Annotated in this window: 27 protein-coding genes and 1 riboswitch; of the genes, 14 read left to right on the top strand and 13 right to left on the bottom strand. The window is 72.2% G+C overall.

The window, feature by feature from the left end:
* The first annotated feature begins 4 nt into the window (after positions 1-4).
* The 3 genes from FZ103_RS01710 to FZ103_RS01700 all read left to right on the top strand — a co-directional run bounded on the left by FZ103_RS01710 (position 5) and on the right by FZ103_RS01700 (position 1,729).
* Positions 5-757 carry an amino acid ABC transporter ATP-binding protein gene (locus FZ103_RS01710; protein WP_155998627.1) on the top strand — a complete coding sequence of 251 codons (753 nt, stop codon included), beginning with the start codon at positions 5-7 and terminating at the stop codon, positions 755-757.
* Between the two features lie 61 nt (positions 758-818).
* Positions 819-1,316 carry a GNAT family N-acetyltransferase gene (locus tag FZ103_RS01705; RefSeq protein ID WP_186355655.1) on the top strand — a complete coding sequence of 166 codons (498 nt, stop codon included), beginning with the start codon at positions 819-821 and terminating at the stop codon, positions 1,314-1,316.
* A gap of 56 nt (positions 1,317-1,372) precedes the next feature.
* Positions 1,373-1,729 carry a GatB/YqeY domain-containing protein gene (locus FZ103_RS01700; protein WP_155998208.1) on the top strand — a complete coding sequence of 119 codons (357 nt, stop codon included), beginning with the start codon at positions 1,373-1,375 and terminating at the stop codon, positions 1,727-1,729.
* Positions 1,730-1,763: 34 nt separating this feature from the next.
* Here the strand turns inward: FZ103_RS01700 and FZ103_RS01695 are convergent, their stop codons facing one another.
* Positions 1,764-2,006, bottom strand: coding sequence for a hypothetical protein (locus FZ103_RS01695; protein ID WP_155998207.1), 243 nt, complete (start codon positions 2,004-2,006; stop codon positions 1,764-1,766).
* Between the two features lie 428 nt (positions 2,007-2,434).
* Between FZ103_RS01695 and FZ103_RS01690 the strand changes: the two genes are divergently transcribed.
* The 3 genes from FZ103_RS01690 (at position 2,435) to FZ103_RS01680 (ending at position 4,208) form a co-directional block, all read left to right on the top strand.
* On the top strand, positions 2,435-2,689 hold the full coding sequence (locus tag FZ103_RS01690; protein WP_155998206.1) for a GntR family transcriptional regulator: 255 nt from the start codon (positions 2,435-2,437) through the stop codon (positions 2,687-2,689).
* Positions 2,690-2,982: 293 nt separating this feature from the next.
* A complete protein-coding gene (locus tag FZ103_RS01685; protein ID WP_186355654.1) occupies positions 2,983-3,408 on the top strand; it encodes an anti-sigma factor in 426 nt (141 codons plus the stop codon).
* 41 nt (positions 3,409-3,449) lie between these two features.
* On the top strand, positions 3,450-4,208 hold the full coding sequence (locus FZ103_RS01680; protein WP_186355653.1) for an RNA polymerase sigma factor SigF: 759 nt from the start codon (positions 3,450-3,452) through the stop codon (positions 4,206-4,208).
* A 77-nt stretch (positions 4,209-4,285) separates the two neighbouring features.
* Here the strand turns inward: FZ103_RS01680 and FZ103_RS01675 are convergent, their stop codons facing one another.
* Positions 4,286-4,699, bottom strand: coding sequence for a hypothetical protein (locus FZ103_RS01675; protein WP_186355652.1), 414 nt, complete (start codon positions 4,697-4,699; stop codon positions 4,286-4,288).
* Positions 4,700-4,801: 102 nt separating this feature from the next.
* Between FZ103_RS01675 and FZ103_RS01670 the strand changes: the two genes are divergently transcribed.
* On the top strand, positions 4,802-5,737 hold the full coding sequence (locus FZ103_RS01670) for a diacylglycerol kinase family protein (RefSeq protein WP_186355651.1): 936 nt from the start codon (positions 4,802-4,804) through the stop codon (positions 5,735-5,737).
* 315 nt (positions 5,738-6,052) lie between these two features.
* On the top strand, positions 6,053-6,304 hold the full coding sequence (locus FZ103_RS01665) for a WhiB family transcriptional regulator (RefSeq protein ID WP_155998204.1): 252 nt from the start codon (positions 6,053-6,055) through the stop codon (positions 6,302-6,304).
* 272 nt (positions 6,305-6,576) lie between these two features.
* On the opposite strand, the gene FZ103_RS01660 is transcribed toward FZ103_RS01665, so the two are convergent.
* Positions 6,577-8,118 carry a PAS domain-containing sensor histidine kinase gene (locus FZ103_RS01660; protein ID WP_186355650.1) on the bottom strand — a complete coding sequence of 514 codons (1,542 nt, stop codon included), beginning with the start codon at positions 8,116-8,118 and terminating at the stop codon, positions 6,577-6,579.
* Between the two features lie 96 nt (positions 8,119-8,214).
* Between FZ103_RS01660 and FZ103_RS01655 the strand changes: the two genes are divergently transcribed.
* Positions 8,215-8,958, top strand: a complete 744-nt coding sequence (locus tag FZ103_RS01655) for a GntR family transcriptional regulator (RefSeq protein ID WP_186355649.1) — start codon at positions 8,215-8,217, stop codon at positions 8,956-8,958.
* A 242-nt stretch (positions 8,959-9,200) separates the two neighbouring features.
* The gene (locus tag FZ103_RS01650) at positions 9,201-10,880 is read left to right on the top strand and encodes an acetolactate synthase (protein ID WP_155998203.1); all 1,680 of its coding nucleotides are present in this window, start codon (positions 9,201-9,203) and stop codon (positions 10,878-10,880) included.
* A 53-nt stretch (positions 10,881-10,933) separates the two neighbouring features.
* Here the strand turns inward: FZ103_RS01650 and FZ103_RS01645 are convergent, their stop codons facing one another.
* Positions 10,934-11,317 (bottom strand): thioesterase family protein, encoded by a 384-nt coding sequence (locus FZ103_RS01645; RefSeq protein ID WP_155998202.1) that lies wholly within the window; start codon positions 11,315-11,317, stop codon positions 10,934-10,936.
* 96 nt (positions 11,318-11,413) lie between these two features.
* Between FZ103_RS01645 and FZ103_RS01640 the strand changes: the two genes are divergently transcribed.
* Positions 11,414-11,803 carry an SgcJ/EcaC family oxidoreductase gene (locus FZ103_RS01640; protein WP_155998201.1) on the top strand — a complete coding sequence of 130 codons (390 nt, stop codon included), beginning with the start codon at positions 11,414-11,416 and terminating at the stop codon, positions 11,801-11,803.
* Between the two features lie 1,240 nt (positions 11,804-13,043).
* Here the strand turns inward: FZ103_RS01640 and FZ103_RS01635 are convergent.
* From FZ103_RS01635 to FZ103_RS01615, 5 genes are all read right to left on the bottom strand, one after another.
* Positions 13,044-13,256 carry a biotin/lipoyl-binding carrier protein gene (locus FZ103_RS01635; RefSeq protein WP_155998200.1) on the bottom strand — a complete coding sequence of 71 codons (213 nt, stop codon included), beginning with the start codon at positions 13,254-13,256 and terminating at the stop codon, positions 13,044-13,046.
* A 128-nt stretch (positions 13,257-13,384) separates the two neighbouring features.
* Positions 13,385-14,752: an HD-GYP domain-containing protein gene (locus FZ103_RS01630; protein ID WP_155998199.1), complete on the bottom strand. Its 1,368-nt coding sequence runs from the start codon at positions 14,750-14,752 to the stop codon at positions 13,385-13,387.
* 97 nt (positions 14,753-14,849) lie between these two features.
* Complete coding sequence (locus FZ103_RS01625) at positions 14,850-16,202, bottom strand: HD-GYP domain-containing protein (protein ID WP_255429688.1); 1,353 nt, start codon at positions 16,200-16,202, stop codon at positions 14,850-14,852.
* Between the two features lie 820 nt (positions 16,203-17,022).
* On the bottom strand, positions 17,023-17,304 hold the full coding sequence (rsrA, locus tag FZ103_RS01620; protein ID WP_155998197.1) for a mycothiol system anti-sigma-R factor: 282 nt from the start codon (positions 17,302-17,304) through the stop codon (positions 17,023-17,025).
* Positions 17,301-17,942, bottom strand: a complete 642-nt coding sequence (locus FZ103_RS01615; RefSeq protein WP_155998196.1) for a sigma-70 family RNA polymerase sigma factor — start codon at positions 17,940-17,942, stop codon at positions 17,301-17,303. Before FZ103_RS01615 ends, rsrA begins: the two co-directional genes overlap by 4 nt.
* A gap of 381 nt (positions 17,943-18,323) precedes the next feature.
* On the opposite strand from FZ103_RS01615, the gene FZ103_RS01610 reads away from it, so the two are divergent.
* Entirely contained in the window at positions 18,324-19,190 is an 867-nt protein-coding gene (locus FZ103_RS01610; protein ID WP_186355648.1) for a methyltransferase domain-containing protein, read from the top strand.
* A 256-nt stretch (positions 19,191-19,446) separates the two neighbouring features.
* On the opposite strand, the gene thiC is transcribed toward FZ103_RS01610, so the two are convergent.
* From thiC to FZ103_RS01595, 3 genes are all read right to left on the bottom strand, one after another.
* Positions 19,447-21,111, bottom strand: a complete 1,665-nt coding sequence (thiC, locus tag FZ103_RS01605; RefSeq protein ID WP_255429687.1) for a phosphomethylpyrimidine synthase ThiC — start codon at positions 21,109-21,111, stop codon at positions 19,447-19,449.
* Positions 21,102-21,228: riboswitch (TPP riboswitch) on the bottom strand. It overlaps the preceding gene by 10 nt.
* A 205-nt stretch (positions 21,229-21,433) precedes the next feature.
* A complete protein-coding gene (locus FZ103_RS01600; RefSeq protein WP_155998195.1) occupies positions 21,434-22,324 on the bottom strand; it encodes an SOS response-associated peptidase in 891 nt (296 codons plus the stop codon).
* Positions 22,325-22,371: 47 nt separating this feature from the next.
* Positions 22,372-22,866 (bottom strand): OsmC family protein, encoded by a 495-nt coding sequence (locus FZ103_RS01595; protein WP_155998194.1) that lies wholly within the window; start codon positions 22,864-22,866, stop codon positions 22,372-22,374.
* A 143-nt stretch (positions 22,867-23,009) separates the two neighbouring features.
* On the opposite strand from FZ103_RS01595, the gene aroA reads away from it, so the two are divergent.
* Together aroA and rsgA are read left to right on the top strand one after the other, a co-directional pair.
* Positions 23,010-24,284 carry a 3-phosphoshikimate 1-carboxyvinyltransferase gene (gene aroA / locus FZ103_RS01590; RefSeq protein ID WP_155998193.1) on the top strand — a complete coding sequence of 425 codons (1,275 nt, stop codon included), beginning with the start codon at positions 23,010-23,012 and terminating at the stop codon, positions 24,282-24,284.
* Positions 24,281-25,273 carry a ribosome small subunit-dependent GTPase A gene (gene rsgA, locus FZ103_RS01585; protein WP_155998192.1) on the top strand — a complete coding sequence of 331 codons (993 nt, stop codon included), beginning with the start codon at positions 24,281-24,283 and terminating at the stop codon, positions 25,271-25,273. The genes aroA and rsgA overlap by 4 nt, the downstream gene beginning before the upstream one ends.
* Positions 25,274-25,291: 18 nt before the next feature.
* Here the strand turns inward: rsgA and FZ103_RS01580 are convergent, their stop codons facing one another.
* Positions 25,292-25,897: a TetR/AcrR family transcriptional regulator gene (locus FZ103_RS01580; RefSeq protein WP_155998191.1), complete on the bottom strand. Its 606-nt coding sequence runs from the start codon at positions 25,895-25,897 to the stop codon at positions 25,292-25,294.
* Positions 25,898-25,947: the final 50 nt, after the last annotated feature.

The following is a 25,947-nucleotide window of genomic DNA, read 5'->3' as shown; positions in this document are numbered from 1 at the left end:
CCGCATGGTCGTGGCCGAGAACGTGCACAAGTCCTTCGGCCGCCTGGAGGTGCTGCGCGGCATCGACCTGGAGGTGCGCCGCGGCGAGGTCGCCTGCGTCGTGGGCCCCTCCGGCTCGGGCAAGTCCACGTTCCTGCGCTGCATCAACCACCTGGAGAAGATCAGCGCGGGCAAGCTGTGGGTCGACGGCCAGCTGATGGGCTACCGGCAGCGCGCGGGCAAGCTCTACGAGCTGCACGACAGCCAGGTCGCACGCCAGCGGCGCGGCATCGGCATGGTCTTCCAGAACTTCAACCTGTTCCCGCACATGACGGTGCTGGGCAACGTGATGGAGGCGCCCGTCCGGGTCAAGGGCGAACCGCGCTCGGCGGCCCGCGAGCGCGCACTGGAGCTGCTGGACCGGGTGGGGCTGGCCGACAAGGCGCCGGAGTACCCGCGCCAGCTCTCCGGCGGCCAGCAGCAGCGCGCGGCCATCGCCCGGGCGCTGGCCATGCACCCGGAGCTGATGCTGTTCGACGAGCCCACCAGCGCGCTCGACCCCGAACTGGTGGGCGACGTGCTCGACGTGATGAAGGGGCTGGCCGAGGAGGGCATGACCATGATCGTGGTGACGCACGAGATGGGCTTCGCCCGCGAGGTCGGCGACAAGCTGGTCTTCATGGACGGCGGTGTCGTCGTGGAGTCGGGCGAGCCGCGCGGCGTGCTCTCCGACCCCCGGCACGAGCGCACCCGCGCGTTTTTGTCCAAGGTCCTGTGAGCCGCCGGGGCCGCGCGGACGGCCGGTCGGCGGCCTTCGCCGAGAAACTTCGAGGAGAACCGTGATCCGCCCCGCCCGCCCCGACGACGTTCCCGTCATCCTCCGCCTGGTCCGCGAGCTCGCCGAGTACGAGAAGGAGCCCGAGGCGGCGGTGGCCACCGAGGCCCAGTTCCACGAGGCCCTGTTCGGCGGCGACGCCGTCGCCGGGGCCCACATCGCCGAACACGAGCCCCAGGGCGGCGGCCCGGCCATCGTCGCCGGGTTCGCCCTGTGGTTCCGCAACTTCTCCACCTGGACCGGGAACCCCGGCATCTACCTGGAGGACCTCTACGTCCGCCCGGAGCACCGCGGCCGCGGCTACGGCAAGGCCCTGCTGAAGACGCTGGCCGAACTGTGCGTGGAGCGCGGCTACGACCGCCTGCAGTGGTGGGTTTTGGACTGGAACACGCCGTCGATCGAGTTCTACAAGTCCCTGGGCGCCCGGCCGATGGACGAGTGGACCGTCTTCCGCCTCGACGGCGAGGCGCTGCGCGAGCTGGGCGCCGCGGGCCAGGGCTGAGCCGAGCGGCCGAAAACGGTTCGACCGGAGGAATCGGGTGGGCTAGGTTCCGGCGCATGCGTAGAGCTATGCGCCGGGACCTGACGGCCGCCTTGAAGAACCGCGACAAGACGACCGCCGCCGCACTCCGCTCCGCGCTGGCCGCCCTCGAGAACGCCGAGGCGATCGAGGCCGGCGCGGTGGACACCGCCGCCGGCAGTGAGCACGTGGCGGGCGCGGCCGCGGGGGTCGGCGCGGCCGAGGCCGACCGCCGCGTGCTGTCCGCGGCCGAGGTTCGCGCGATCGTCGCCCGCGAGACGGAGGAGCGCACGGCCTCGGCGCGGGAGTACGAGCAGCTCGGCCGGAACGATGCCGCCGCCCGCCTCCGCGCCGAAGCCGAGGTCCTGGGCCGCTACCTGGACTCGGCGGAGTAGCGCCCCCGGCCGTGCGTGGGGCAGGGAGCCGGCCTCAGCCCGCCTGCGCCTCACCGCCGCCGCCGGACCGCGGGCAGCGCCGCCACGGTGACGGCAGCACTCCCCCTGACCGCAGCCACATGTCCAGCACGCCGAACGCCGCATCGGCGTTGTCCTGGGCACGGGCACGCTGGGCGGGGGTGTGACCGCGCTCTTTGAGTGCGTCGCTGAGGGTGTCGTAGAGCGCGTCGGCATGCGCCTCGTCGGGCCGCTCCCAGCAGTCGGAGAAGTAGATCATCGGACACCGCCGATAGCCGCCGCGAGTCGCTCCGCCCCACTGCCGCGCTCCCAAAGCAGCACGTACGGCGGGACCGGCGAGAGGACGTCGTCGTGGGCGGGGAAGGATCGGTCGAAGACGTAGGGGCGGACGCGCGCGGCCCGCATGACGCGTAGGGGGCGCACCGGCCGTGGACGGGCGTCCGTCCCCACCGCCGACCGGACTCCGCGGCCGGGCCGGACGAGGTTCGCAAGAGCCGCCAGCACGGCTACTAGGATTCGCATGTCTGCCTGCTTTCTCAGGTAGGCCATGGCCCCCGGGCGCGCGGTCACGCGTCGCGGGGGTTCCGCATTTTCACGGACCAAGACTCGACCATACATATGCCACGTCTGCCTTGTCTAGGACGTCTGCCATATGAGGGACCGACGGGTCGTGGCTAACGTCCGAATATGCAGGTTGACCGCTTCGACCCCACACCCCTGTATCAGCAGGTGGCGCGTGCTATTCGTGAACAGATCCAGTCCGGCTCTCTGAAGCCGCGCGACCCCATCCCCTCGGAATCGGAACTGGTGGCCGACCACGGTGTGGCCCGGGAGACGGCGCGTCGCGCCGTCGCGCTGCTGCGCGAGGAGGGCTGGGTGGTCACGCTGCCGCAGCGGGGCACCTTCGTCGCCGATCGTCCCGGCCGGACAGGCGGTTCATGATCCGCCAAGCCCGGCGCCACTCTCGACGCCCAGAGTGCGACTGAGGGCACCTTCACCGCGACGCGGGGGCGCAACACACCCCTCCCCCGCCGAATCCGTGGATACCGGATCGAATCCGGCCGCGCATCGGAGTGGCATGCGCTGCATCCCGCCGGTGTGCGCACTTTCGGACGTGTCCGAGACAAGGGGGCGTGGGGCCGGTACGGGACACGGGCGGCGGTCTGTGCACCGAACGGGGATCCAAACAAGATAGATTTCACTCAAGCGGCAAACTCGCTTCCCGGAGGAGGCACGTGACCGAAGAAACCGCCGCACCGTCGCCGGGTGCAACGGAGGTGCGGGACGCTGTGACGGTCCGGATGCCGGCCGACAGCGCCTACCTGTCCGTGCTGCGCACCGCGACGGCGGGCTTGGCGGCCCGACTCGACTTCACCCTCGACGAGATCGAGGACCTGCGCATCGGGGTCGACGAGGCGTGCGCGATGCTGCTCACCCAGGCACTGCCGGGGACCGACCTGACCACCGAGTTCGAACTCACCGGCGACGGCATGCGCATCTCCGTCTCGGTGCTGACAGCCGACGGCCGGCTCCCCGCGCGCGACACCTTCGCCTGGACCGTTCTTTCGGCCCTGGCCGGAGAGGTCGACGCTGATACCGGCCCCGAGGACCGCGTCTCCATCGTGCTGCACAAACGGCGCGGCGTGGCGGAGACGGCGTGAGCGAGAGGGGGCCCGCTCTGACGGCGAAGACGGAGCACGCGGTGCCTGACCGCGCCCGTGCGCGCGAGTTGTTCGAACGCCTGAGCGAGCTTCCCGAGGACGCTCCCGAACGGCAGCGCATCCGCGACGAACTGGTCGAGCTGCATCTGCCCCTGGTCGAGTACCTGGCGCGCCGCTTCCGCAACCGGGGCGAGTGGCTGGACGACCTCACCCAGGTCGCCACGATCGGGCTGATCAAGTCGATCGACCGGTTCGACCTCGACCGCGGGGTGGAGTTCTCCACCTACGCCACGCCCACCATCGTCGGCGAGATCAAGCGGCACTTCCGCGACAAGGGCTGGGCCGTGCGGGTGCCGCGCCGGCTGCAGGAGCTGAAGCTGTCGCTGACCAAGGCGGTCAGCGACCTCTCCCAGCGCGAGGGCCGTGCGCCCACGGTCCACGAGCTGGCCGAGCACCTGGGCATGACCGAGGAGGAGGTCCTGGAGGGCCTGGAGTCGGCCAACGCCTACTCCACGGTGTCCCTGGACGCCCCCGACAGCGGGGACGAGGACGCTCCCGCGGTGGCCGACTCGCTGGGCATCGTCGACGACTCCCTGGAGGGCGTGGAGTACCGGGAGTCGCTCAAGCCGCTGCTGGAGCAGCTGCCGCCGCGCGAGAAGCGGATCCTGCTGCTGCGCTTCTTCGGCAACATGACCCAGTCGCAGATCGCCCAAGAGCTGGGCATCTCGCAGATGCACGTCTCCCGGCTGCTCGCCCGCACGCTGGCGCAGCTGCGCCAGGCGCTGACCACCGACGACTGAGCGCCCGCCGAGGCCCGTGAAGGGCCGCACAGAGTGCCAGGACGGCCGAGGACGCCCTCGGCCGCCGTCGGCGGGGCCTACTCCTCGTCGGCCGAGCCGCCGCGGCGCACGGTGCCGTCGGGGAACAGCGTGGCCGTGGTGGACGGCGCCAGCACCAGCGCCAGGCCGGCGGCGGCCACCGCCACCATGACGGCGGCGACCGCGTATTGGCCGCTGGTGTACATGTAGTAGGCCACCACGAGTACGAACAGCTGGGTGAGCACCACCGGGCTGCGGGCCCAGTTGTGCAGGTGCAGCAGCCCCCACGCGCAGTAGCCCGCGGCCGCGGCGGCGAGCAGCGCGAAGGCGGTCAGCGGGATCGCCGTTCCGACGTCGGCGGCACGGCCCAGCAGCGTGGTGACGAGCACGTAGCCGCCGGCCGCGGCGACGGCCGCGGCGACCAGGGCCTGGACGGCCGCGGCGAGCGTGATGGTGATGGGGCGCGAAGACACGTTCCAGCCTAGTTCGCCGACGGGGGTCGCCGCGTCCGCCCCCGCCGCGACCTCGGCGGGGGCGGGCGCGGCCGGCGGGAGCCGCGCTCTAGACTGGGCCGCGTGCGCGCCCTGTTCATCGTCAACCCGCAGGCGACCACGACCACGCCCCGGTCTCGCGACGTCCTCGTCGGCGCGATCGCGCGCGAGATGGAGCTGGACGTCGCCCAGACCGAGTACCGCGACCACGCGCGCGAGCTGGCCCGGCAGGCGGCGGAGGCGGGCTACGAGCTGGTCATCAGCCTGGGCGGCGACGGCACGGTGAACGAGATCGTCAACGGCCTGCTGGCCACCCCCGACACCCTGGAGCGGCCCAGCTTCGCGGCCCTGCCCGGCGGCAGCGCCAACGTGTTCATCCGGGCGCTGGGGCACCCGACCGATCCCGTCGAGGCCACCGGGGCGATGCTGGAGGCGGCGCGCGCGGGAGAGCGGCGCACCGTGGGTCTGGGGCGGCTGCGCTCCGACGAGGACGACCGCTACTTCACCTTCTGCGCGGGCTTCGGCTGGGACGCCGACGTGGTCCACGAGGTCGACCGGCTGCGGCGCGGGGGCCGGCGCGCGTCGCCGGGGCTCTACATCACCGTCGCGCTGAAGCTGTTCCTGCGCGGCGACGCGAACGTGCCCTCGCTGCGCATCGCCGCGCCCGGCCACGATCCCGTGCACGACCTGTACTTCGCCCTGGTGACCAACACGACGCCGTGGACCTATGCGGGGTCGGTGCCGGTGCAGCCCACGCCGCGCTCGCGGTTCGGCCTGGGCCTGGACCTGTTCGCGCTCACCCAGCTGAACACCGTCCGCACCGCCCAGTTGCTGCGCCAGATGCTCTCGCACAAGGGGGTGCCGCCCTACGGGCCGGGCTACGTCTCCTGGCACGACCAGAGTGCGATCAGCATCACATCGCGCGCGCCGCGTGCATTCCAGATCGACGGCGAATACCTCGGACACCGGAAACAGGTCAATCTCGAATCCGTACCGAAGGCATTACGAATCGTCGGTTAAGAAGCGGGAAATAACCCGCCGATAACGCCTGTGACGCACACGACACGGCGTCGCCCAGGTTGGTTTACAGGCGCCCTTGCATGCGTCGATCAATGCTGTCACGCTCAAAGTGTCGCCGCACGTTACGGGCGAGTAAAAGGGAGATTCCGAGGTCAGGGAGCACGGCGCGGCTCCGTCCGATCACCGGACCCCTGGGCGCCCGCCATCTGGGCGCACGCCGGACCGGGAGTCAACGATGACTTGCGCCTGGTCGCCGCCGACTTAGTGAATTCATTCACAAAGCGCACGCTTCCCTCACCGTGAGGAGTGATCCGCATGGACTGGCGTCACCACGCCGCCTGCCGTGACGAGGACCCCGAGCTGTTCTTCCCGATCGGGAACTCCGGTCCGGCCCTCATCCAGATCGAGGAGGCCAAAGAGGTGTGCCGGGCGTGTCCGGTCAGCACCGCGTGCCTGCGCTGGGCCCTGGAAACCGGCCAGGACGGCGGTGTGTGGGGCGGCATGAGCGAGGACGAGCGCCGTGCGCTGAAGCGCCGCCGCACGCCGGTCGCCATGGCGCGCTCCTAGCTCCGTCTCCACGGCCCCCAGCATGGCACGGCCCGATTCGCCCGGTCACCGCGCCCCCGGGCTTGCGGACCGGCGCCGAGCCCGACCCGTTCCGCCCCGCCTTTTCCGTACCTCCCGAGCCGGACCCGGCTCCGACCGGCCGGTTGCGGCGATGGGGCATTCCGCGCGCGGCGCGGGGTGCCCCACCGCGGCAACGCCCCTGGTCGAGGGCTCGGCCGGCGCCCGCTCGTGAAGCGAAGCGCCTTTCCCGCCGTTTTCCTCCTCGCGAAAGCTCACGCGTAGGGCCCGAAGTGGCGCTCCACCGGCAGCTCGATCGCGACCTTGGTGCCGCCGCTCTCCTGCGGCTTGATCTCCAGCGACCCGTCCAGCTCGCTGACGATGAGCGTGCGCACTATCTGCAGGCCCAGGCTCGCGGTGCTCTCGATGTCGAAGTCGTCGGGCAGTCCGCCCCCGTCGTCGGTGACCTCGATCAGCAGCCGGCCGCCGTTGTGCTCCTCGCCCAACGGCGCGTCGTCGCGCTCGGCGCGGACCTCGATCCTGCCGTCCCCGTAGCGCAGCCCGTGCTCGACGGCGTTCTGCACCAGTTCGGCCAGGACCATGGACAGCGGGGTGGCCACGAGCGCCGAGAGCAGGCCGAAGTGCCCGGTGCGGCGGGGCACCACCGCGGCCTCGGTGGAGGAGACCTCGGCCGCCATCTCGATGACGCGGTCGGCGATGTCGTCGAAGTCCACCACCTCGTCGGGGGTGTGGGAGAGCATCTCGTGCACGATGGCGATCGAGCCGACCCGGCGCACCGCCTCGTCCAGGGCCGCCCGGCCCTCGGGGACGTCCAGCCGCCGCGACTGCAGGCGCAGCAGGGCCGCGACCGTCTGCAGGTTGTTCTTCACCCGGTGGTGGATCTCGCGGATGGTGGCGTCCTTGGTCATCAGCTCGCGCTCGCGGCGGCGCAGCTCGGTGACGTCGCGGACCATCACCAGTGCGCCGATGCGCACGCCCCCCACCACCAGCGGGATGGAGCGCAGCTGGATGGTGGAGCCCCGGCCCTCGACCTCGGCCTCCTGGGGCACGCGCCCGCCGGCGGTCCAGGTCAGCGACTCGTCGCGGGCGTCAGCGGCGGCCGCCAGCTCCAGCGTGGTGCGGTCCAGGCGCGCTCCCACCAGGTCGGCGGTCAGGCCGAGCCTGCGGTAGGCCGAGAGCGCGTTGGGGCTGGCGTAGACGACCTCGCCGTCCTGGTCCAGCCGCAGCAGGCCGTCCCCCACGCGCGGTGAGCGCACCATCAGCGGCCCTTGATCGCTGAAGGGGAACTCTCCCTCGGAGATCATCTGCGCCAGGTCGCTGGCGCTCTGCAGATACGTCAGCTCCAGCCGGCTGGGCGTGCGCGCCGAGCTGAGGTTGGTGCTGCGCTGGATCACCCCGATGAGCTTTCCCGCGCGGCGCACGGGAATGGTCTCCTCGCGCACCGGGACGCCGCCCGACCAGTCGGGGTCGCCCTCGCGGCAGATGCGCCCCTCGTTCCACGCGCGGTCGATCAGCGTGCGCCGCCCCGCCAGCCGGGCGCCCGTGGCGGCCTCGACCGTGTCGTCGCGCAGCACCGCCTCGACCAGGTCGTCCTGGAAGGCGGTGGGACCGGTGGTGGGGCGCATCTGCGAGACGGCCACCCAGCCGCTGTCGTCGCGCAGGCGCACCCACAGCACCAGATCGGCGAAGGACAGGTCGGCCAGCAGCTGCCAGTCCGATACAAGGGAGTGGAACCACTCCAGATCCGCCGTCTTCAGTGCCGTGTAGCGCCGGATGAGATCACTGAGGTGAGGCACTCACAAATCATCCCACGGTTGCAGGCATACTCATAGGAACGCACTCGACCAGTGGTCCACACCAATAGCGACCGGGAAGCGGTGGAGGAGTCCGACGTGACGGGTCAGCGAGCGCTCGAAGACGGGCACCGAGTTCCGAAGTACTACCAGGTCAAGAAGCTGCTCCTGGATCTCATCGAGGCCATGCCCGCCGGCAACCCGGTCCCGCCCGAGCGCGCGCTCGCGGCCCAGTTCGCCACCTCCCGCACGACCGTGCGCCAGGCGCTGACCGAGATGGTGGTCGAGGGCCGGCTGCTGCGGATCCAGGGCAAGGGCACCTTCGTCGCCAAGCCGAAGGTGGCTCAGGTGCTGCAGCTGACCAGCTACACCCAGGAGATGCGCTCGCACGGCCTGCACCCGGCCACGCGCATCCTCGACGTCAGCTACATCAACGCCGACGACCAGCTCGCCGAGCTGCTGGCGATCCGCTCGGGCGGGCGGGTGCTGCGCATCGAGCGGCTGCGGCTGGCCAACGGGGAGCCGATGGCGGTGGAGACCGCGCACCTGGCGGCGCGGCGGTTCCCGGGCCTGCGCCGGCAGCTGGACCGCTACGCGTCGCTGTATGAGGCGCTGGCCAGCGCCTACGACGTCCGGCTGGTCGAGGCCGAGGCCACCATCGAGACCGTGCTGGCCACGCCGAACGAGGCCCGGCTGCTGGGGGTGGACGTGGGACTGCCGCTGGTGCTGCACTGCCAGCACAGCTTCGACGGCGAGGGCCACCCCGTGGAGTGGGTGCGCTCGCTCTACCGGGGCGACCGCTACAAGTTCGTCACCCGGCTGCGCCCGCCCGAGGAGGACTGATTCCGGACCCGCCCGGGCTGTGCGGTCACCGGTCACTGCCCCGTGGCGCTGATCTTGTGCCTGTGGTCATTGTGAGCGTTCACAAGGGACCACAGGTACAAGATCGGCGCCGGAGGACTGGGGTGCCGACTGTCCTCGGTGGTCCACCGCACCCGTGTGGGGCGGATCACCCGGAGACTGATAAATTACCGGCGAGTAGCCCGCCGTGTCGTCCGCCGCCCACGAAGGAGTGTGCCGCCGCCATGTCCACGCCCCCGGTTCCCGAACCCGCTCCGTTCACCGGCCGCCTGAGCGGGCACGGCGGTTCGCACGCGGTCGAGGTCGCGCGCCACCACGGCATCGACACCATGTTCACCCTCAGCGGCGGGCACGTGTTCCCGCTCTACGACGGCGCGGTCAAGCCCGAACCCGTGATGCGCCTCGTCGACGTCCGCCACGAGCAGACCGCCGTCTTCGCCGCCGAGGGGATCGGCAAGCTGACCCGCCGCGCCGGGCTGGCCGTGGTCACCGCGGGCCCCGGGGTCACCAACGCCGTCAGCGGCGTCGCCACCGCCCGCTTCAGCGGCTCTCCGCTGATCCTGGTCGGCGGGCGCGCCCCCGACAGCCGGTGGGGCCAGGGCCTGCTCCAGGAGCTCGACCAGCCGCCGCTGCTGGAGCCGGTCACCAAGCGCGCCTGGACCGTCCACGACACCGCCGGCATCGGCGCGGCGGTGGACGAGGCGGCGCGGCTGGCCAACGGGGCCCACCGCGGGCCCGTCTTCCTCGACGTGCCGATGGACCGCCTCTACGACCAGGCCGAGACCGAGCTGAAGGGGGCGCCGGAACCCGCCGACCGCTCCCCCGACCCCGGGCGCGTCAGCGAGGCCGCGCGGCTGCTCAGCGAGGCCGAGCGGCCGGTACTCGTCTACGGCTCCGACGTCTGGCTCGACGGGGCCGCCCAGACGGCGCGGGAGGCCGCCGAGGCGCTGGGCGTGCCCGTGATCACCAACGGGCAGGGGCGCGGCGTGCTGCCGGGCGGGCACCCGCTGCTGGCCAACCGGGCGCGCGGGGCCGCCCTGGGCCGTGCCGACCTGGTCGTGGTGGTGGGCACGCCGCTGGACTTCCGGCTCGGCCACGGCCTCTTCGGCGGCAAGGACGGCTACCCGCTGGCCAAGGTGGTGCACGTCGCAGACTCCGCCGAGCAGGTCACCGACCACATGACCCCGGCCGCCGCGGTCTGGGGCGACCTCTCCGCCGCCCTGCGCGGCATCGCCGACGCCGCCCGCCTCACCGCGGCCGCCGCGCGCTGGCGCACCGAGATCGCCGAGGCGGCCCACGCGGCGACGGCCGCCGACGCCGAGGCGCTGGCCAGCGGCGCCGACCCGATCCACCCCGCGCGCATCTACGGCGAGCTGAACCGCCTGCTCGACGACGACGCCGTGGTCATCGGCGACGGCGGCGACTTCGTCTCCTATGCCGGGAAGTACGTCGAGCCCAAGCACGCCGGCCAGTGGCTCGACCCGGGCCCCTTCGGCTGCCTGGGCACGGCGATGGGCTACTCGATCGCCGCCCGCCTGGCGCGCCCTTCGGCGCAGGTGGTGACCCTGATGGGCGACGGCGCGGCCGGGTTCTCGCTGATGGACGTCGACACCCTGGTGCGCCACAGGCTGCCGGTGGTGATGGTCTGCGGCAACAACGGCATCTGGGGGCTGGAGAAGGCGCCGATGCAGATGCTCTACGGCTACGACGTGGCCGCCGAGCTGAGCCCGCAGACGCGCTACGACGAGGTCGTGCGCGCGCTGGGCGGCGGTGGCGAGCTGGTGACCGACCCCGAGGAGATCGCCCCGGCCCTGCGCCGCGCCTTCGACTCCGGGGTGCCCTACATGGTCAACATCGCCACCGACCCTGAGAACGTCTACCCGCGCAAGACGATGGGGGTCTGAGGCCGGAGGAGGCACGCGGTACCCCGCGGAGCCCGGCCGCGTCCGGGCGCGCGTCAGGACCGCGCCGCGGCGGTGAAGCGGGCGCGGTCGACGACGACGCGCTCCACGCTCCCCCTGGCCAGCGGGGTGCGCCCGTCCCGCGCGGCCACGGTGACGTCGAAGAACAGCCGCCGGCCGTCAACGCGGCGCAGGCGCGCCTCGGCGCGCACCCGGGCGCCCACGGCCGAGGCGGCCAGGTGGGAGAGCGCCACCTCGGTGCCCACGGTCGTGCGGCCCTCCTCCAGCTCGCCGGCCGTGGCGGCGACGGTGGCGGCCTCCGCCAGCGCCAGCACGCGCGGCGTCGCCAGTACCTCGACGTCCCCGCTGCCCAGCGCGGCGGCGGTGTCCTCCCGGCCCACCACCAGCTCCGCGGTGCCGCGGAGTCCCTCGGTGATCATGGTCGCCGATGCTACAGCCCGGGCCCGCCCGCTGCGGGGACCCGCGCGGCACGCGCCCTTGACCTCAACTCAGCTTGAGGATCCAAGCTGGTCCGCATGGACACCGAAGCAGCAGAGGTCGAAGCCATCAAGCAGGTCGTCGCGAGCGTCGAGCGCACCCAGCGCGCGAGGGACGCCGAAGGGTTCCTCGCGCTCTTCCACCCCGACGCCGTCTGGACGACCGCGCACGGCAGAGTGCTCGTCGGACGCGACGCCATCGCCGAGTTCACCCGGGCGGTGCTCCCCGACGCGCAGGGGACGGGCAAGGTGACCTACGAGGCCCGGCACATCCGGTTCCTGCGGCCCGACGTCGCCGCCGTCAAGGTCCGCCAGGTCGACCACTCCGACGACCCCTACGAGGGCTCCCCGCTCTATGTCATGACCAAGCAGGACGACGGCCGCTGGCTGCTGCACGCCGGCCAGAACACCGTGGTCCGCGACGGCTAGGCAGTGTTTAAGAACAGCGGGGGCGCCGGCTTTTCCAGGAACCCGCCGGGTACCGCCTGGGGCGGTCGCCATCGGGGTTGCGGCAACGGGTGCGCCTCGCGTAGCGCGGCCCGCCCGTCAGCCCGCCGCCGCCCCATCGGAGACGCTGCGCGTCACATTTTTCCTTGCCGCCGAGCGCACGCGATCCTTTCCAGGTGGAGCCGCACCACCGGTGGCGGGTCTCAAGCGCAAAGGTGCACCGCCGCTCGGCGGCAAGCCGGCGCACAGCGCTTCGCGCATCCCGGCCCCATTGCCGCAGCCTCTCGGGTTCCGGCTGCGCGTGGTTCTCGGGGGTTCCTCAGCGGCGCCACAGCGAGGAACCCCCGGGATCCACACGAAACGGCCACCACAGCGGCTGCGGCAATGGGCGCGCCTCGCGTAGCGCAGTCGCAGCTTGCCGCCGAGCGCACGCGATCCTTTCCAGGTGGAGCCGCACCACCGGTGGCGGGTCTCAAGCGCAAAGGTGCACCGCCGCTCGGCGGCAAGCCGGCGCACAGCGCTTCGCGCATCCCAGCCCCATTGCCGCAGCCTCTCGGGTTCCGGCTGCGCGTGGTTCTCGGGGGTTCCTCAGCGGCGCCACAGCGAGGAACCCCCGGGATCCACACGAAACGGCCACCACAGCGGCTGCGGCAATGGGCGCGCCTCGCGTAGCGCAGTCGCAGCTTGCCGCCGAGCGCACGCGATCCTTCCCAGGTGGAGCCGCACCACCGGGGGCGGACCTCCGGCACAAAGGAGCACCGTGCGCTCGGCGGCAAGCCGGCGCACAGCGCTTCGCGCATCCCGGCCCCATTGCCGCAGCCTCTCGGGTTCCGGCTGCGCGTGGTTCTCGGGGGTTCCTCAGCGGCGCCACAGCGAGGAACCCCCGGGATCCACACGAAACGGCCACCACAGCGGCTGCGGCAATGGGCGTGTCTCGCGTAGCGCGGTCGCAGCTTGCCGCCGAGCGCACGCGGTTCTTCCCAGGTGGAGCCGCACCACCGGGGGCGGGCCTCCGGCACAAAGGAACGCCGTGCGCTCGGCGGCAAGCCGGCCCAGAACAGGTACGTGGCGCGCAGCGCCTCCGTTAGGGGCGGTGGCGGGTGACGGGCGGGATTCGCGCAACCCAGCCCCATTGCCGCAACCTCCTGTGGTGACCGACTTCTCAAACAGGACGTAGGCGGCCGCCGTGCCGCGGCCCGGACCCGCGGGCGGCGGGCCCGGGCTATTCGACGACGGCCAGCAGGTCGCCCTCCTGGACCGTGTCGCCCTCGCCGACCTCGACGCTGACCACCCGGTAATGGTCCTCGGCGCGTACCGGGACCTCCATCTTCATCGCCTGCAGGACGAACAGGGTGTCGCCGTCGTCGAGCTCATCGCCCGGCCGCACGGCCACCTCGTAGACGCTGGCGACCATCTCGGAGCGGATCTCAGCCATCGTGCCCCCTTTCCGTCGGACATGCCTGACACCGCGGCCCGGGGACGCCTACCCCGAAAGCGCCCGTCTTACGGCACCGGGAGCGGCGGCACGGGCGCGCGGGCGCGGCGCGGAGTCGGGCGGCCGGCTCACCACCGGGCGGCGGCGCGCTCGATGGCGCGGGCGGCGGCCTCGACCACTTCGGGGTCGTACTCGCCGAACCCGTCCATGCGCAGCCGCTCCAGCACCGCCTGCATCCGCTCGCTATCGGCGGACTCGCCCACCAGGTCGTCGACCGCGTTGGCCACCTTGATGATCCGGCTGCCCAGGGGCGGCGGGCCGTCGTCGCCGTCGCCCGCGTAGGGCTCGCACTGGCGGCGCACCAGCTCGGCCACCGAGTCGAGCACGCCGGTCTCGCGGATCACCGCCGAGCCGAGCTCGGCGATGCGCCGCTGCTCGCGCGGCAGGGCGAACACGGTCGCGCCGCTGGCGATGGGGTCGCGCAGCGACAGCTGGCCGATGTCGTGCATGAGGGCGGCGTACTCCAGCTCCAGCAGGTCGGACTCGCGCATGCCCAGTTCGCAGCCGATCGACTTGGCCAGGCGGCTGACCCGGCGCGAGTGCCCGGTGGCGACGTAGCCGCCGACCTCGGTGACGCGCGAGAGCGCCCGCACGGTCTGCAGGTAGGTGAGCCGGACCTCGGCGAACCTGCGGAAGGCGACCTGAGTGACCAGCAGCGGCGCGGTGAACACCAGCAGGCCCGCGAGCCCTGTGATGGTGCTGGCCAGGGCGATGAGGATGCCCGAGGAGCCGATGGCCATGCCCAGGCCCGCATGCGCGCGCAGCTCGTCGCGGAACGCGACCGTGAAGCGGGTGCGCAGCCGCTCGGCGCGGATGGCCGCGGCGATGACCGCGTCGGTCAGCCATCCCGCCAGCACCAGGGCCGCCATGAGGCCCAGCGCCGGCCACCACTCCGACTCCTCCGAGCCGGGCGACAGGTCGCCGGCGAAGGGGCGGAAGCCCAGTGTGATCACCACGATGACCATCATCCGCCGGGCGAGGTCGCTCCACTCGGGAGTGCGTCCGGCGGCGATGTGCGGCAGCTCGCCCAGCGCGAAGCCGACCGTGACCACGGCCAGGACCTGCCAGCCGGAGTGGTGGACGTCGGCGCCGCCGATGGTGAGCAGGAACGTGTAGCCGATGGCCCCGGCCGAGGCCACGGGCGCCACCTCGCGGTTGCCCGGCAGGGTGATGCGCGCCAGCTCCCCCAGCGCGATCAGCACGCCGAAGGCCAGCGCGGCCTCGGCCTCGACGAACCCGGTGACCAGTGTCCACAGCAGCGAGCCGACGGCGAAGGCCGCCGCCGTGGCGATCACCAGCGCGCGCGCCGGTTCGTCGAGGACGCGCCAGGGACCGCGGCGGCGCGGCACCCGCTTGTACAGCTCCTCGGTGCTGATCTCCTCGCGGGCGCGGACGGCCGGTCCGCCTTCGCCCGCGGATCGCTGCTCCTGTGTCATAGGCTCGCGCCTTTCCTGAGGGCTCCGGGGCGGCGCCGGCCGGCCCTGTGCCCGGCCTCGGCTGCGCGAGCAGGTCGCGTGAGCGTGGCGTGCGCGGTCACCGCTCCGCCTCCCCGGCCACGCGCAGCGGCACGCTCGGGTCGTCGTGGTCCTGCTGGGCCACCACCGCGGAGTCGTCGCCGGGAGGCTCGACGGCGTCGGGCAGCTCCCAGCCCTCCCGGTCGACGGCCGCGATGAGTGCGGCGACCATCGTCGGATCGAACTGGGTGCCGGCGCCGCGCCGCAGCTCGGCGAAGGCCTCCTCGATGCTGCGGGCCTTGCGGTAGGAGCGGGTGGAGGTCATGCAGTCGAAGGCGTCGGCGACGGCGATGATGCGCGCGAACTCGGGGATGTCGCCGCCGGCCAACCCCATCGGGTAGCCGCGGCCGTCCATGCGCTCGTGGTGGTGCATGATCCCGGCGAGGGCCTCGTCCAGGAAGCCGATCTCGCGGACGATCTCATAGCCGCGCATGGGGTGCAGCTGGATGGCGGCGAACTCCTCTTCGGTGAGCTTGTCGGGCTTCTGCAGCACCTTGGTGGGCACGCCCAGCTTTCCGACGTCGTGCAGCATGCCGGCGTAGCGGATGGTCTGCACGCGTTCGGCGTGCATGCCCAGCTGCTGGGCGATCATCCCCGCTCCCTTGGAGACGCGCATGCAGTGCCCGCGGGTGTAGTAGTCCTTGGTCTCGACGGCCTGGCACAGCGTGGCGAGCGTGGCCTCGTGGGCGCGCTGCTCGGCGATGCACTGGTCGAAGGCCCAGCGGGCGATGAACAGCGGCAGCAGCACCAGCAGGATCGCCGGCGCGCCGATCACGCCCCACACGGCCGCGATGAACAGTCCGAGCATCCCGTAGCCCAGCGACGCCCCCTCCAGGGTCGCCAGGGTGCGCCAGCGGACCCGGCGCGGCGGCTCCAGGCGCACCACGCCCAGGCACCACATCAGCAGGCCCATCAGCACGGCGTTGCCCACGCCGTAGACGCCCAGCGCCGCGCAGAACGGCAGCAGTATCCACGGGAAGTCGGCGCGGTCGGGCGGGCCGACCTCACCGCCGAGTGCCAGGAACGCGTGTCCGGCGGCGTAGCCGACCAGGGCGAGCTGGCCGCCGTTGAACATCCGCTTGACGATGTTCTGCCGCCGCAGCACGAAGGGCGCCGAGCACAGGGCGCCGGCGGCCGCACCGACCGGTCCGACCAGGACGACCGCGGCCAGCGACGCCGCTGCGCTCGGCGAGATCCCCGCTTTTCCGTTGTGCATGGCGGTGCTGATCGACTCGGTGACCACGAACAGCACCACGACGAGCGCGAGCGTGGCCGGATCGATCCCGGTGTGCGGGCCGAGTCCTATCGCGGCGACGGCGCTGAGGACCACGAGCCCGATGTAGACCCGTGCCGCTCCCGGAAGGGCACGCAATTTCTGGTACCTCCCACCCCAAAGCCGACCGAACCGCCATGGTTTCATCGATTCCGTTCTACCACCAGCACCACCCGTTCACGCAGGACATGAACCCGGTCGCCATGATTCCCTGATGCACCATTTGGGAAATGAGCAAGCCCACGGCAGCCCCCCTGTTTTCCGGTCCATGCGCGCCGCTCCGACCCCCTCCGGACCGGAACCCCCGGTACGGCGCGCGAATTACCCCATACGGTGGATATGGCGTCCAGTTTAACGGGCTGTACGGGGGGCGCGATTTCCCTGGCCCGATCCGCACGGCACCGCCGACCGGCGACCGGCGCACGCTTTTCGGATCACGGAATTCCGAAGCTCCATCGTAGTAAATTCGATCACTCTCCGAAGTCGCCTCCGACGACGGCACCCGCCCCGCACCCGGCTGCGCCGCCCGGATTTCTCCCGTCTTGAAACACCACCCCCACCTCCGCTTACAACAGAGAGTGACCGAACGTGCACAGCATGCGGTATATCGTCTACAATAGAATCGACCATTTTTTGACCTGAACCCGACCGGCTTCGGGCGTGTCGACTCGTCGCCACCGCGGACACCTGTGCATCCGCTGACCAAAACCCGCCGCCGCGGCCGGTGCCGCACATCGGCCGGAGAAGGAGGCAGGACGAAAAAACCGGCGGCCCGTCTGACAGGCCGCCGGACTGATCTTGATTCCGGGTGTTCTGCGGACTTTCGCCAACGCAGAACTCATTCAAGAAACTTCGGGCGCATTGTCGGAATCGACCGGGGCGCTCGGCTCCCGCTCCGCCCCCCCGGCGCCGGGAGCGCCTACTCGGCCCTCTCCCGCACCTGGAGGTCGGCACGGGCCGCCTCCAGCCGGTGCAGCACCTTGTCGCGCAGGTCGCCGGGGACCGGGTCAGCGCCGCAGTGCTTGGCCACCAGCTTCTTGACGACCTCCTCCAGGCCGTACTCCGCCAGGCACGGGCCGCACTCGTCGAGGTGCTCGCGGATCTCGGCGCAGTTGCTCTCCTCGAGCTCCCCGTCGATGTAGGAGTAGACCTTCGCCAGGACCTCGCTACACGGGGTAGCGTGCTCTCCTCCGCAGCTCATCGCTGGTCCCTCCGACTCGACCCGGTGTTGGCCTCGACCGCGATACCCTCGCCGTCCTCCGAATCCAGGATCCCGCGCTCCAGCGCGTACTCCTCGAGCATCGAGCGCAGCTGGCGCCTACCGCGGTGCAGCCGCGACATCACCGTGCCGATCGGGGTCTCCATGATCTCGGCGACCTCCTTGTAGGCGAAGCCCTCGACGTCGGCGAGGTAGACGGCGATGCGGAAGTCCTCGGGCAGGTCCTGCAGGGCACGCTTGACGTCGGTGTCGGGCAGGTGCTCCAGCGCTTCGGCCTCGGCCGACTTCAGCCCGGAGGAGGAGTGCGACGCCGCCTGAGCGAGCTGCCAGTCCTCGACGTCCTCGGTGCCGGCCTGCTTGGGCTCGCGCTGCTTCTTGCGGTATGAGTTGATGAAGGTGTTGGTGAGGATGCGGTACAGCCACGCCTTCAGGTTCGTTCCCTGCTTGAACTGGTGGAACGAACCGAACGCCTTGGCGAACGTCTCCTGGACGAGATCCTCGGCGTCAGAGGGGTTGCGGGTCATGCGCAACGCCGCCGAGTACAGCTGGTCCAAGTACGGGAGCACGTCCCGCTCGAACCGAGCCCCCTGCTCGTCGAGTGTCTCCTGGCCCTGATTCAAGCCCGCCTGCCTCCTTGTGCTGGCCTCCCGTGGGGCAACCGTTGCCTCACGATACGACGCCGCACCCGTGGAGGGCACATCGCCGGGCGGCGAAGCGCCGCGCGGCTCAACGAACTCAGCGGTAGCAGTAGGCATCTGCCTGCCTTTACTCTCCTCGTCTGTCGGGACGCCGGACGCCGGCGGACGCACCGTCCCGGCGTGTTCCGCAGCCGGACAGGCCGGGTAGTGATGTGCATGCCAACAACCGGTCCCCCCAGCTGATTCCGCGCGGCAGCCGGTTGCGCGATCGCAAGCGGGCTCGGGGTTTTCCGGGCATCGGCACGGGTGACCCGTGCAAGAGTGAGGGTAAAACCTTCAGCAAAGGCGTGGAGAGGAGCATGCGTGCGACCGTCCTCCGACTCCGCGTCCCAGCCGCCGCCATACCGGTCCGCCGGATCCGCGCCTGACACCCGCCAGGCGCGTTCGGCTGCCGCGCACTTCGCGACCAGCGACTCGCTGTCCGCCTACTGGCGGTTCTACTGGGCGGTGGCGGACGCTCAGCTGGCCCGGTGGCTTCCCGAGAAGCCCGGGCGCATCCTCGACCTGTCCGGCCCCGATTTCCGCGGCGCCCCGCGTGCGGTCGCCGACGGGCACGACGTGGTCACCCTGCTGCCGTCGCAGGAGCTGCGACCGCGCCGCCAGCTCACTCTGGTCAACGGCCACGTCCCCGCGGCGCGGCGGCGCTCGCCGGGGCGCCTGCAGCCGGTGGTCGGCGACACCACGTTCCTGTCCGGATTCGCCTCAGAGGCCTTCGACGGCGTCGTCGCCGACAACCGGGTGCTTTCGCGCCACCTGGCCACCGAGGCCTCGCTGGGCGAGATCGCCCGCGTACTGCGGCCCGGCGGGCGCGTGCTGCTCTGCGTCGACTCGGTCGTGCTCGGCATGGCGCTGCTGGCCGAGCAGGACTGCTGGCCGGAGCTGAGCTTCGCTCCGCGCGCCGACGTGCTGCTGGTGCCCTGGCCCGACGGCTCGATCACCCGGTGCTTCACCGCCGAGCAGCTCGCCGAGGTCATCACCGACGTGGGCCTGGAGCTGGAGTGGGTCCGGCCGCGCACCGTTCTCTCGGCCTCCACGGTCGAGATGATGCTCGCCCGCGACCCCCATGCTCTGGGCCGGCTGGTCGAGATGGAACTGCGGGCGGCGGAGTCCGACGACTACGTCGGGGTGCACCTGCTGGCCGGCGCCCGCAAGCCCCGCCGGGAGCGCTAGTCCGTGTTTGAAAGCGGCGGGGGCGCCGCTTTCCAGGCACCCACCAGGTGGCGTCTGGGGCGGCCGCGACCTCTGTGGTGCCGACTTCTCGACAGGATGTAGCTCCGGCTCGACCTGAGGCTGAACGCGGCTCGGCCCGCTTTCGGGTTCGCCCGCGGGCAAGCCCGAAAGCGGGCCTCAGAGCCTCGCGCCCGCGCCGACCGCCGCGCTCAGCGGCGGACCGGCGCTTGCTCGCCGTACTCGGGAGCGCCCCCGGCTACTCCGCCAGGGGCAGGTACACCCGCTTGCCGGCCTCGGCGAACTCCTCCGACTTCTCCCGCATGCCCTGGTCGATGGCGGCCACCGTGGACAGGCCGTTCTCCTCGGCGTACCTGCGCACGTCCTGGGTGATCTTCATCGAGCAGAACTTGGGACCGCACATCGAGCAGAAGTGCGCGGTCTTGGCGGGTTCGGCCGGCAGGGTCTCGTCGTGGAAGGACTGGGCGGTCTCCGGATCGAGGGCCAGGTGGAACTGGTCCTGCCAGCGGAACTCGAAGCGGGCGGTGGACAGCGTGTCGTCCCACTCCTGGGCCCGGGGGTGCCCCTTGGCCAGATCGGCGGAGTGGGCCGCCAGCTTGTAGGTGATGACGCCGGTCTTGACGTCGTCGCGGTTGGGCAGCCCCAAGTGCTCCTTGGGGGTGACGTAGCACAGCATCGCCGTCCCGTGCCAGGCGATCTGCGCCGCCCCGATGGCGGAGGTGATGTGGTCGTAGCCCGGCGCGATGTCGGTGGCGAGCGGTCCCAGCGTGTAGAAGGGCGCCTCGCCGCACAGCTCCTCCTCCAGCCGCACGTTCTCGGCGATCTTGTGCAGGGGCACGTGGCCCGGCCCCTCGATCATCACCTGGACACCGTGGGCGCGGGCGATGTGGGTCAGCTCCCCCAGCGTGCGCAGCTCGGCGAACTGGGCCTCGTCGTTGGCGTCGGCGATGGATCCGGGCCGCAGCCCGTCGCCGAGCGAGAACGTGATGTCATAGCGCCGGAAGATCTCGCAGAGCTCCTCGAAGCGGGTGTAGAGGAAGCTCTCCTGGTGGTGGGCCAGGCACCACGCCGCCATGATCGAGCCGCCGCGCGAGACGATGCCGGTGACGCGGCGGGCGGTCAGCGGGACGTAGCGCAGCAGCACGCCGGCGTGCACCGTCATGTAGTCCACGCCCTGCTCGGCCTGCTCGATGACGGTGTCGCGGTAGATCTCCCAGGTCAGCGCCGCGGGATCGCCGTCGACCTTCTCCAGGGCCTGGTAGATGGGCACGGTGCCCACCGGCACCGGGGAGTTGCGGATGATCCACTCGCGCGTCTGGTGGATGCGCTTGCCCGTGGACAGATCCATGATCGTGTCGGCCCCCCAGCGGGTGGCCCAGACCATCTTCTCGACCTCCTCGGAGACCGACGAGGTCACCGCGGAGTTGCCGATGTTGGCGTTGATCTTCACCAGGAAGTTCTTGCCGATGATCATCGGCTCGGATTCGGGGTGGCACCGGTTGGCCGGGATGACCGCCCTGCCGATGGCCACCTCGGAGCGGACGAAATCGGGGTCCATGCCCTCGCGCGCCGCGATGTAGCGCATCTCGGGCGTGATGACGCCGGCCTTGGCGTAGGCCATCTGGGTGACCGCCCCGTCGACGGGTTCGCGGTCGCGGATCCACTCCTCGCGCATGCGGGCCAGGCCCGCGTGGACGTCGATCTCGGCCGAGGAGTCGGTGTAGGGGCCGGAGGTGTCGTACAGGTCGATGTGGCTGCCATTGTCCAGCTCGACCCGACGGTGCGGCACGCGCAGCGGCCGCGCGGAGTCGGGGTCGGAGACCTCACGGTAGACCTTCTTCGATCCCATGATGGGACCGGTGGTCACGGTGGGCTGGACACTACGGTCGTCGAGCGCCGTCAAGGCACGCCTCCCTACGTCGGAATTACCCGAACAGGTTCTGCGGTCGGCGGCACCGGCCCGATCATCGGGCAGCCGCCCTCTCAGCCCGCCATGGCGCGAGCTCCCGCGGTTGTGTGATGGTGTCGGCTCGCCGCCGGGCTGCCCGGCGGCCGGATGTCGTAGTGGGTTTCCGGTTGCGTGGCACCGTCGTCACGGTGCGCCGCCGGCCGCGTCCGGTCAGCGGCGATCGAGTGATCGGGGCCACCATACCCGCGGCCCGCACGCGGGTACCAGACCCGGGGCCCATCGGCATCGGAGGGACAGGGGTCTCCGGCGGGACCGCCTAGAAGAGCGTGGCGCCCTCGGGGCTGTGCGGACCCGGCGGTTCGGCGGCGGGATCGAGCAACTGGGGGCCGTTGTTGCGGACGCTGTTGACCGCGGTGCTCACCGGGGTGACGGTGAAGTCGTCGACAGGGGTGGCCGACAGGGCCGCGTGCAGGTCGCCGGGCTCGGCGGCGGGATCCAGCCACATCGGCCACAGCCGCGGCGGGACGACCACGGGCATGCGCTCGTGGATGCGGCTCAGCCCGGGCGCCGCCTGGGTGGTGACGATGGTGCAGCTCCACAGCCAGGCCGCGGGGTCGTCGTCGGGGCGCTGGGGATCGCGCCAGCGCTCGAAGAGGCCCGCCAGGGCCAGCGGGGAGCCGTCGGCGTAGCCGATGGCATAGGGCCGCTTGCGGGAGCGGGCCTTGCGCCGCTGGTGGCCGGCATCGGTGACCGGGGAGGTGCCGGCCTCGGCGTCGCCCGGGCGGTCATCGGGCAGCAGCTGCCACTCGTAGTAGGCGTCGGCGGGGATGAGGCAGCGGCGGCGCGCGAAGGCGTTGCGGTAGGCGGGTTTCTCGGCGACGGTCTCGCTGCGCGCGTTGATCATCTTGTAGCCGACATTGGGGTCCTTGGCCCAGGACGGCACCAGCCCCCAGCGCATCGTGCCCAGCGAGCGCGGACCCCGGTGCCCGCCGCCGGCGATGCCGGCCTCGCCCGGGGGAGTGCCCAGCACGGCGTAGACGGTCTTGCCGGGGGCGATGTTGTAGTCGGGGGCCAGTTCCTCCAGCGGGGGCCGGGAACGGGTGCCGCCCGCAGCGGCGTCCGGGGCCGCGGACTCGTCGGCCTCGGGGAAGTCGAACGCGAGCTGGAGCTCGTGCTGGTTGCGGGCTTGGGCGTATCGACCGCACATGCGGCTCAGCCTAGCCGCGCCCGCCGACAAACGCGGTCGGGCGCCGGTCAGCCGGCGGCCCGGCCCCCGCCGTCGACGCGGATCTCCGGCTCGTGCCGGACGGGGAAGTTCACCGAGCGGGCGATGAAGCACACCTCGTGCGCCTTCTCGTGCAGCTTGCGCGCCGCCTCCGCCATGCCCGCCTCGGCGACCGTCACCACCGGGTGCAGCACCACCTCGTCGAACTCGCCTGAGGCGTCGCGGTGGGTCGTCATGGTGCCGGTGGCCGTATCGGTGTAGGCGACGACGTTGACGCCCGCGGCCGGGGCCAGCGAGAGGTAGGAGAGCATGTGGCATTCGCTGAGCGCGCCGACCAGCAGGTCCTCGGGGTTCCACCGCGCCGGGTCGCCGCGGAAGGCGGCGTCGGCCGAGCCCTGGAGGACGGGGCGGCCCTCGGCCTCGATGTCGTGCGCACGCTCGAAGCTCCGGTAGCTCTCGGTGCCGGCACCGGTGTTGCCCGTCCACCGGACGCCGACCTCGTAGTGGTGCTGCTTGTCCGCCATGGCTGCCTCCGCGGTCTGAGCGGGCTCGACGAATCGCCGGCCGGTCCCGGCGCGCATCCGGTCCGGCCCCCACCCAGCCTGCACCATCGCGGGTGCGCGCGCACGGCCCGGAGGCGGCGGTCGCGGCGGCTAACCTTGGAGGCATGCCCGATTCCGCGCAGCACTGGTCCGCACCCACCGCCCGCACGCCCGTGGACGCCACGGTCGCGCTGCCGGGGTCGAAGTCGATGACCAACCGCGCGCTCGTCCTGGCGGCGCTCTCGGAGACTCCCAGCGTGGTGCGCCGACCGCTGCGCAGCCGCGACACCGACCTCATGGCCGCCGCGCTTCGCTCGCTGGGCATCGCCATGACCGAGTCGGGCGCCGACTGGGAGGTGGCGCCGGCGCCGCCGCGGGGCCCCGCGCACGTGGACGTCGGCAACGCGGGCACGGTGATGCGCTTCCTGCCGCCGCTGGCGGCGCTGGCACACGGCGACATCTCCTTCGACGGCGACCCGCGGGCCCGCGAGCGCCCGATCGGCCCGCTGCTGGAGGCGCTGCGGGCGCTGGGCGCCGACATCGACGACGGCGGCCGCGGCGCGCTGCCGCTGGTCATCCGCGGCAGCGGCGGCGTGCGGGGCGGCACGGCCATCCTGGACGCCTCGGGCTCCTCCCAGTTCGTCTCGGCGCTGCTGCTTAGCGGCGCCCGCTTCGAGCGGGGCGTTGAGATCCGCCACGAAGGCCCGCCGGTGCCCTCCCGGCCGCACCTGGACATGACCGTGAAGATGCTGCGCAGCGCCGGCGTCGGCGTGGACACCTCGGTTCCCGACGTGTGGAGGGTGGCGCCGGGCCCGGTGAAAGCCGCCGAGGTGGTGGTCGAGCCCGACCTGTCCAACGCCGCTCCCTTCCTCGCCGCCGCGCTGGTCACCGGCGGCCGCGTCACCGTGCCGGGGTGGCCCGAGCACACCGCCCAGCCCGGCGACGCGCTGCGCGACCTGTTCGCGCGCATGGGCGGCGAGGTCGCCACCGGTCCCGATGGGCTGACCGTGCGCGGCACCGGCGAGATCCGCGGCATCACCGCCGACCTGCGCGAAGTCGGCGAGCTGACCCCCACCATCGCCGCCGTCGCGGCGCTGGCGTCGGGCCCCTCGCGGCTGACCGGCATCGCCCACCTGCGGCGCCACGAGACCGACCGGATCGCGGCGCTGGTCCGCGAGATCAACGCCCTGGGCGGCGACGCCGAGGAGCTGCCCGACGGCCTGGTCGTGCGGCCGCGGCCGCTGCACGGCGGGGTGTTCCACAGCTACGACGACCACCGCATGGCCACCTCCGGCGCGGTGATCGGTCTCGCGGTCGGCGGAGTGGAGGTGGAGAACATCGCCACGACGGCCAAGACCCTGCCCGGATTCCCCGAGCTGTGGGCCGAGGTCACTCGATGAGGGGCGGCCGGCGCGATCTGGACGAGGACGACGTCCCGGTCCGCGCGCGCGGCGGCTCGCGCCCGCGCACCCGCATCCGCCCCAAGCACGCCGACGCCCGCCAGGGGTTCGTCACGGCCGTGGACCGCGGCCGCTACCGCTGCCTGGTCGACGGCCGCCCGGTGGTGGCGATGAAGGCCCGCGAGCTGGGCCGCGGCAGCATCGTGGTGGGCGACCGCGTGGCGCTGGTCGGCGACCTCTCCGGGCGGCCCGACACCTTGGCGCGGGTGGTGCGGGTCGAGGACCGCGAATCGGTGCTGCGCCGCACGGCCGACGACACCGATCCAGTCGAGCGGGTCATCGTGGCCAACGCCGACCAGCTCGTCATCGTCTGCTCGCTGGCCGACCCCGAGCCCCGCCCCCGATTCATCGACCGGTGCCTGGTCGCCGCCTTCGACGCCGGACTGGACCCGCTGCTGTGCCTGACGAAGGCCGACCTGGGCGAGCCGGACGAGCTGCTGGACACCTACGCGGGCCTGGACCTGCCCTACGTCGTCACCAGCGCCACCGGCGACCTGAGCCGGCTGCGCGAGCGCCTGGCCGACCGGATCAGCGTCCTGGTGGGCTACTCCGGCGTGGGCAAGTCGACGCTGGTCAACCTGCTGATCCCCGAGGCCGAGCGCTCGGTGGGCGACGTCAACCCCGTCACCGGCCGCGGCCGGCACACCTCGACCTCCGCGGTGGCGCTGCCGTTCGAGGGCGGCTGGATCATCGACACCCCGGGGGTGCGCAGCTTCGGGCTCGCCCACGTCAGCCCGGACGACGTGGTGGCGGGCTTCTCCGACCTCAGCGAAGCGGCGGCGCAGTGCCCGCCGGGATGCCCCCACACCGAGAGCGCGGCCGGCTGCGCCCTGGACGCCGGCGCGGCCGAGGGCCGCCTGGATCCCGACCGCGTCGCGTCGCTGCGCCGCCTGCTGGGCAGCCGCGAGGCCGAGGACGAGCGGCACTGAGCCGCCGCCGCGCGGCGCTCAGCCCCGCGCGCCTTCGCGGACCGCGCCGAGCATGCTGTGCACCGCCAGCTCCACGCGCCGGGCCGCGGTGGCCTGATCGGTGGGCAGCAGCACGTAGGACAGGGTGAGCCGCAGCGCCACCTCGGCCACGGCCGCGGCCTGCTCGGCTCCGATGCCGGGCAGGCGCTCGCGCAGGTAGCCCGTCATCCGGGAGCCCAGCTCCACGTGCAGCGGCTCGGCTCGGGTGGTCAGGACCGGCAGCAGTTCGGAGTCGCCGGTGATGATCGCCCCGAGCAGCGGATCGTCCGCCGACGCGGTCAGCGTCCAGCGCGCCGCCTCGGCCACCGCGTGCGCGGGGTCGCCGGTGGAGCCGGAGAGGATGTCCACCACCCCGTCGAGGAACCGCCCGGCCTCGCGCACCACCACGGCCTGCAGCAGACCCTCCTTGCTGCCGAACTCGTTGTAGAGCGTCTGGCGCGACACCCCGGCGCTCGCCGCGATGTCGGCCATGCGCATCCGCGGCCACCGGCCGGCCACGACCTCGACGTAGGCGGCGTCGAGCAGCCGCGTGCGGGTGCCCGACTCCTCAGCGGCGGGGGTGCGCTGCCCGTCCGTTGGGTCCATGCCGCCATACTGTCACGACAGACCCGCGATTTCTCCGATCCCGCAGGGCG

The sequence above is a fragment of the Streptomonospora sp. PA3 genome (genome assembly GCF_009728995.1).
GTDB lineage: Bacteria > Actinomycetota > Actinomycetes > Streptosporangiales > Streptosporangiaceae > Streptomonospora.
Note: the sequence above shows the minus strand (reverse complement) of the source record. Positions and strands in the feature narration are given on the sequence as shown.

Excerpts from the sequence above, each read along its gene's own strand:
- FZ103_RS01630 (WP_155998199.1), bottom strand. The coding sequence starts at position 14,752 with ATGACACAGGAGCAGCGATCCGCGGGCGAAGGCGGACCGGCCGTCCGC.
- FZ103_RS01650 (WP_155998203.1), top strand. The coding sequence starts at position 9,201 with ATGTCCACGCCCCCGGTTCCCGAACCCGCTCCGTTCACCGGCCGCCTG.
- rsgA (WP_155998192.1), top strand. The coding sequence starts at position 24,281 with ATGAGGGGCGGCCGGCGCGATCTGGACGAGGACGACGTCCCGGTCCGC.
- rsrA (WP_155998197.1), bottom strand. The coding sequence starts at position 17,304 with ATGAGCTGCGGAGGAGAGCACGCTACCCCGTGTAGCGAGGTCCTGGCG.
- FZ103_RS01640 (WP_155998201.1), top strand. The coding sequence starts at position 11,414 with ATGGACACCGAAGCAGCAGAGGTCGAAGCCATCAAGCAGGTCGTCGCG.
- FZ103_RS01635 (WP_155998200.1), bottom strand. The coding sequence starts at position 13,256 with ATGGCTGAGATCCGCTCCGAGATGGTCGCCAGCGTCTACGAGGTGGCC.
- FZ103_RS01595 (WP_155998194.1), bottom strand. The coding sequence starts at position 22,866 with ATGGCGGACAAGCAGCACCACTACGAGGTCGGCGTCCGGTGGACGGGC.
- FZ103_RS01645 (WP_155998202.1), bottom strand. The coding sequence starts at position 11,317 with ATGATCACCGAGGGACTCCGCGGCACCGCGGAGCTGGTGGTGGGCCGG.
- FZ103_RS01695 (WP_155998207.1), bottom strand. The coding sequence starts at position 2,006 with ATGATCTACTTCTCCGACTGCTGGGAGCGGCCCGACGAGGCGCATGCC.
- FZ103_RS01690 (WP_155998206.1), top strand. The coding sequence starts at position 2,435 with ATGCAGGTTGACCGCTTCGACCCCACACCCCTGTATCAGCAGGTGGCG.
- FZ103_RS01700 (WP_155998208.1), top strand. The coding sequence starts at position 1,373 with ATGCGTAGAGCTATGCGCCGGGACCTGACGGCCGCCTTGAAGAACCGC.
- FZ103_RS01710 (WP_155998627.1), top strand. The coding sequence starts at position 5 with ATGGTCGTGGCCGAGAACGTGCACAAGTCCTTCGGCCGCCTGGAGGTG.
- FZ103_RS01600 (WP_155998195.1), bottom strand. The coding sequence starts at position 22,324 with ATGTGCGGTCGATACGCCCAAGCCCGCAACCAGCACGAGCTCCAGCTC.
- aroA (WP_155998193.1), top strand. The coding sequence starts at position 23,010 with ATGCCCGATTCCGCGCAGCACTGGTCCGCACCCACCGCCCGCACGCCC.
- FZ103_RS01580 (WP_155998191.1), bottom strand. The coding sequence starts at position 25,897 with ATGGACCCAACGGACGGGCAGCGCACCCCCGCCGCTGAGGAGTCGGGC.
- FZ103_RS01665 (WP_155998204.1), top strand. The coding sequence starts at position 6,053 with ATGGACTGGCGTCACCACGCCGCCTGCCGTGACGAGGACCCCGAGCTG.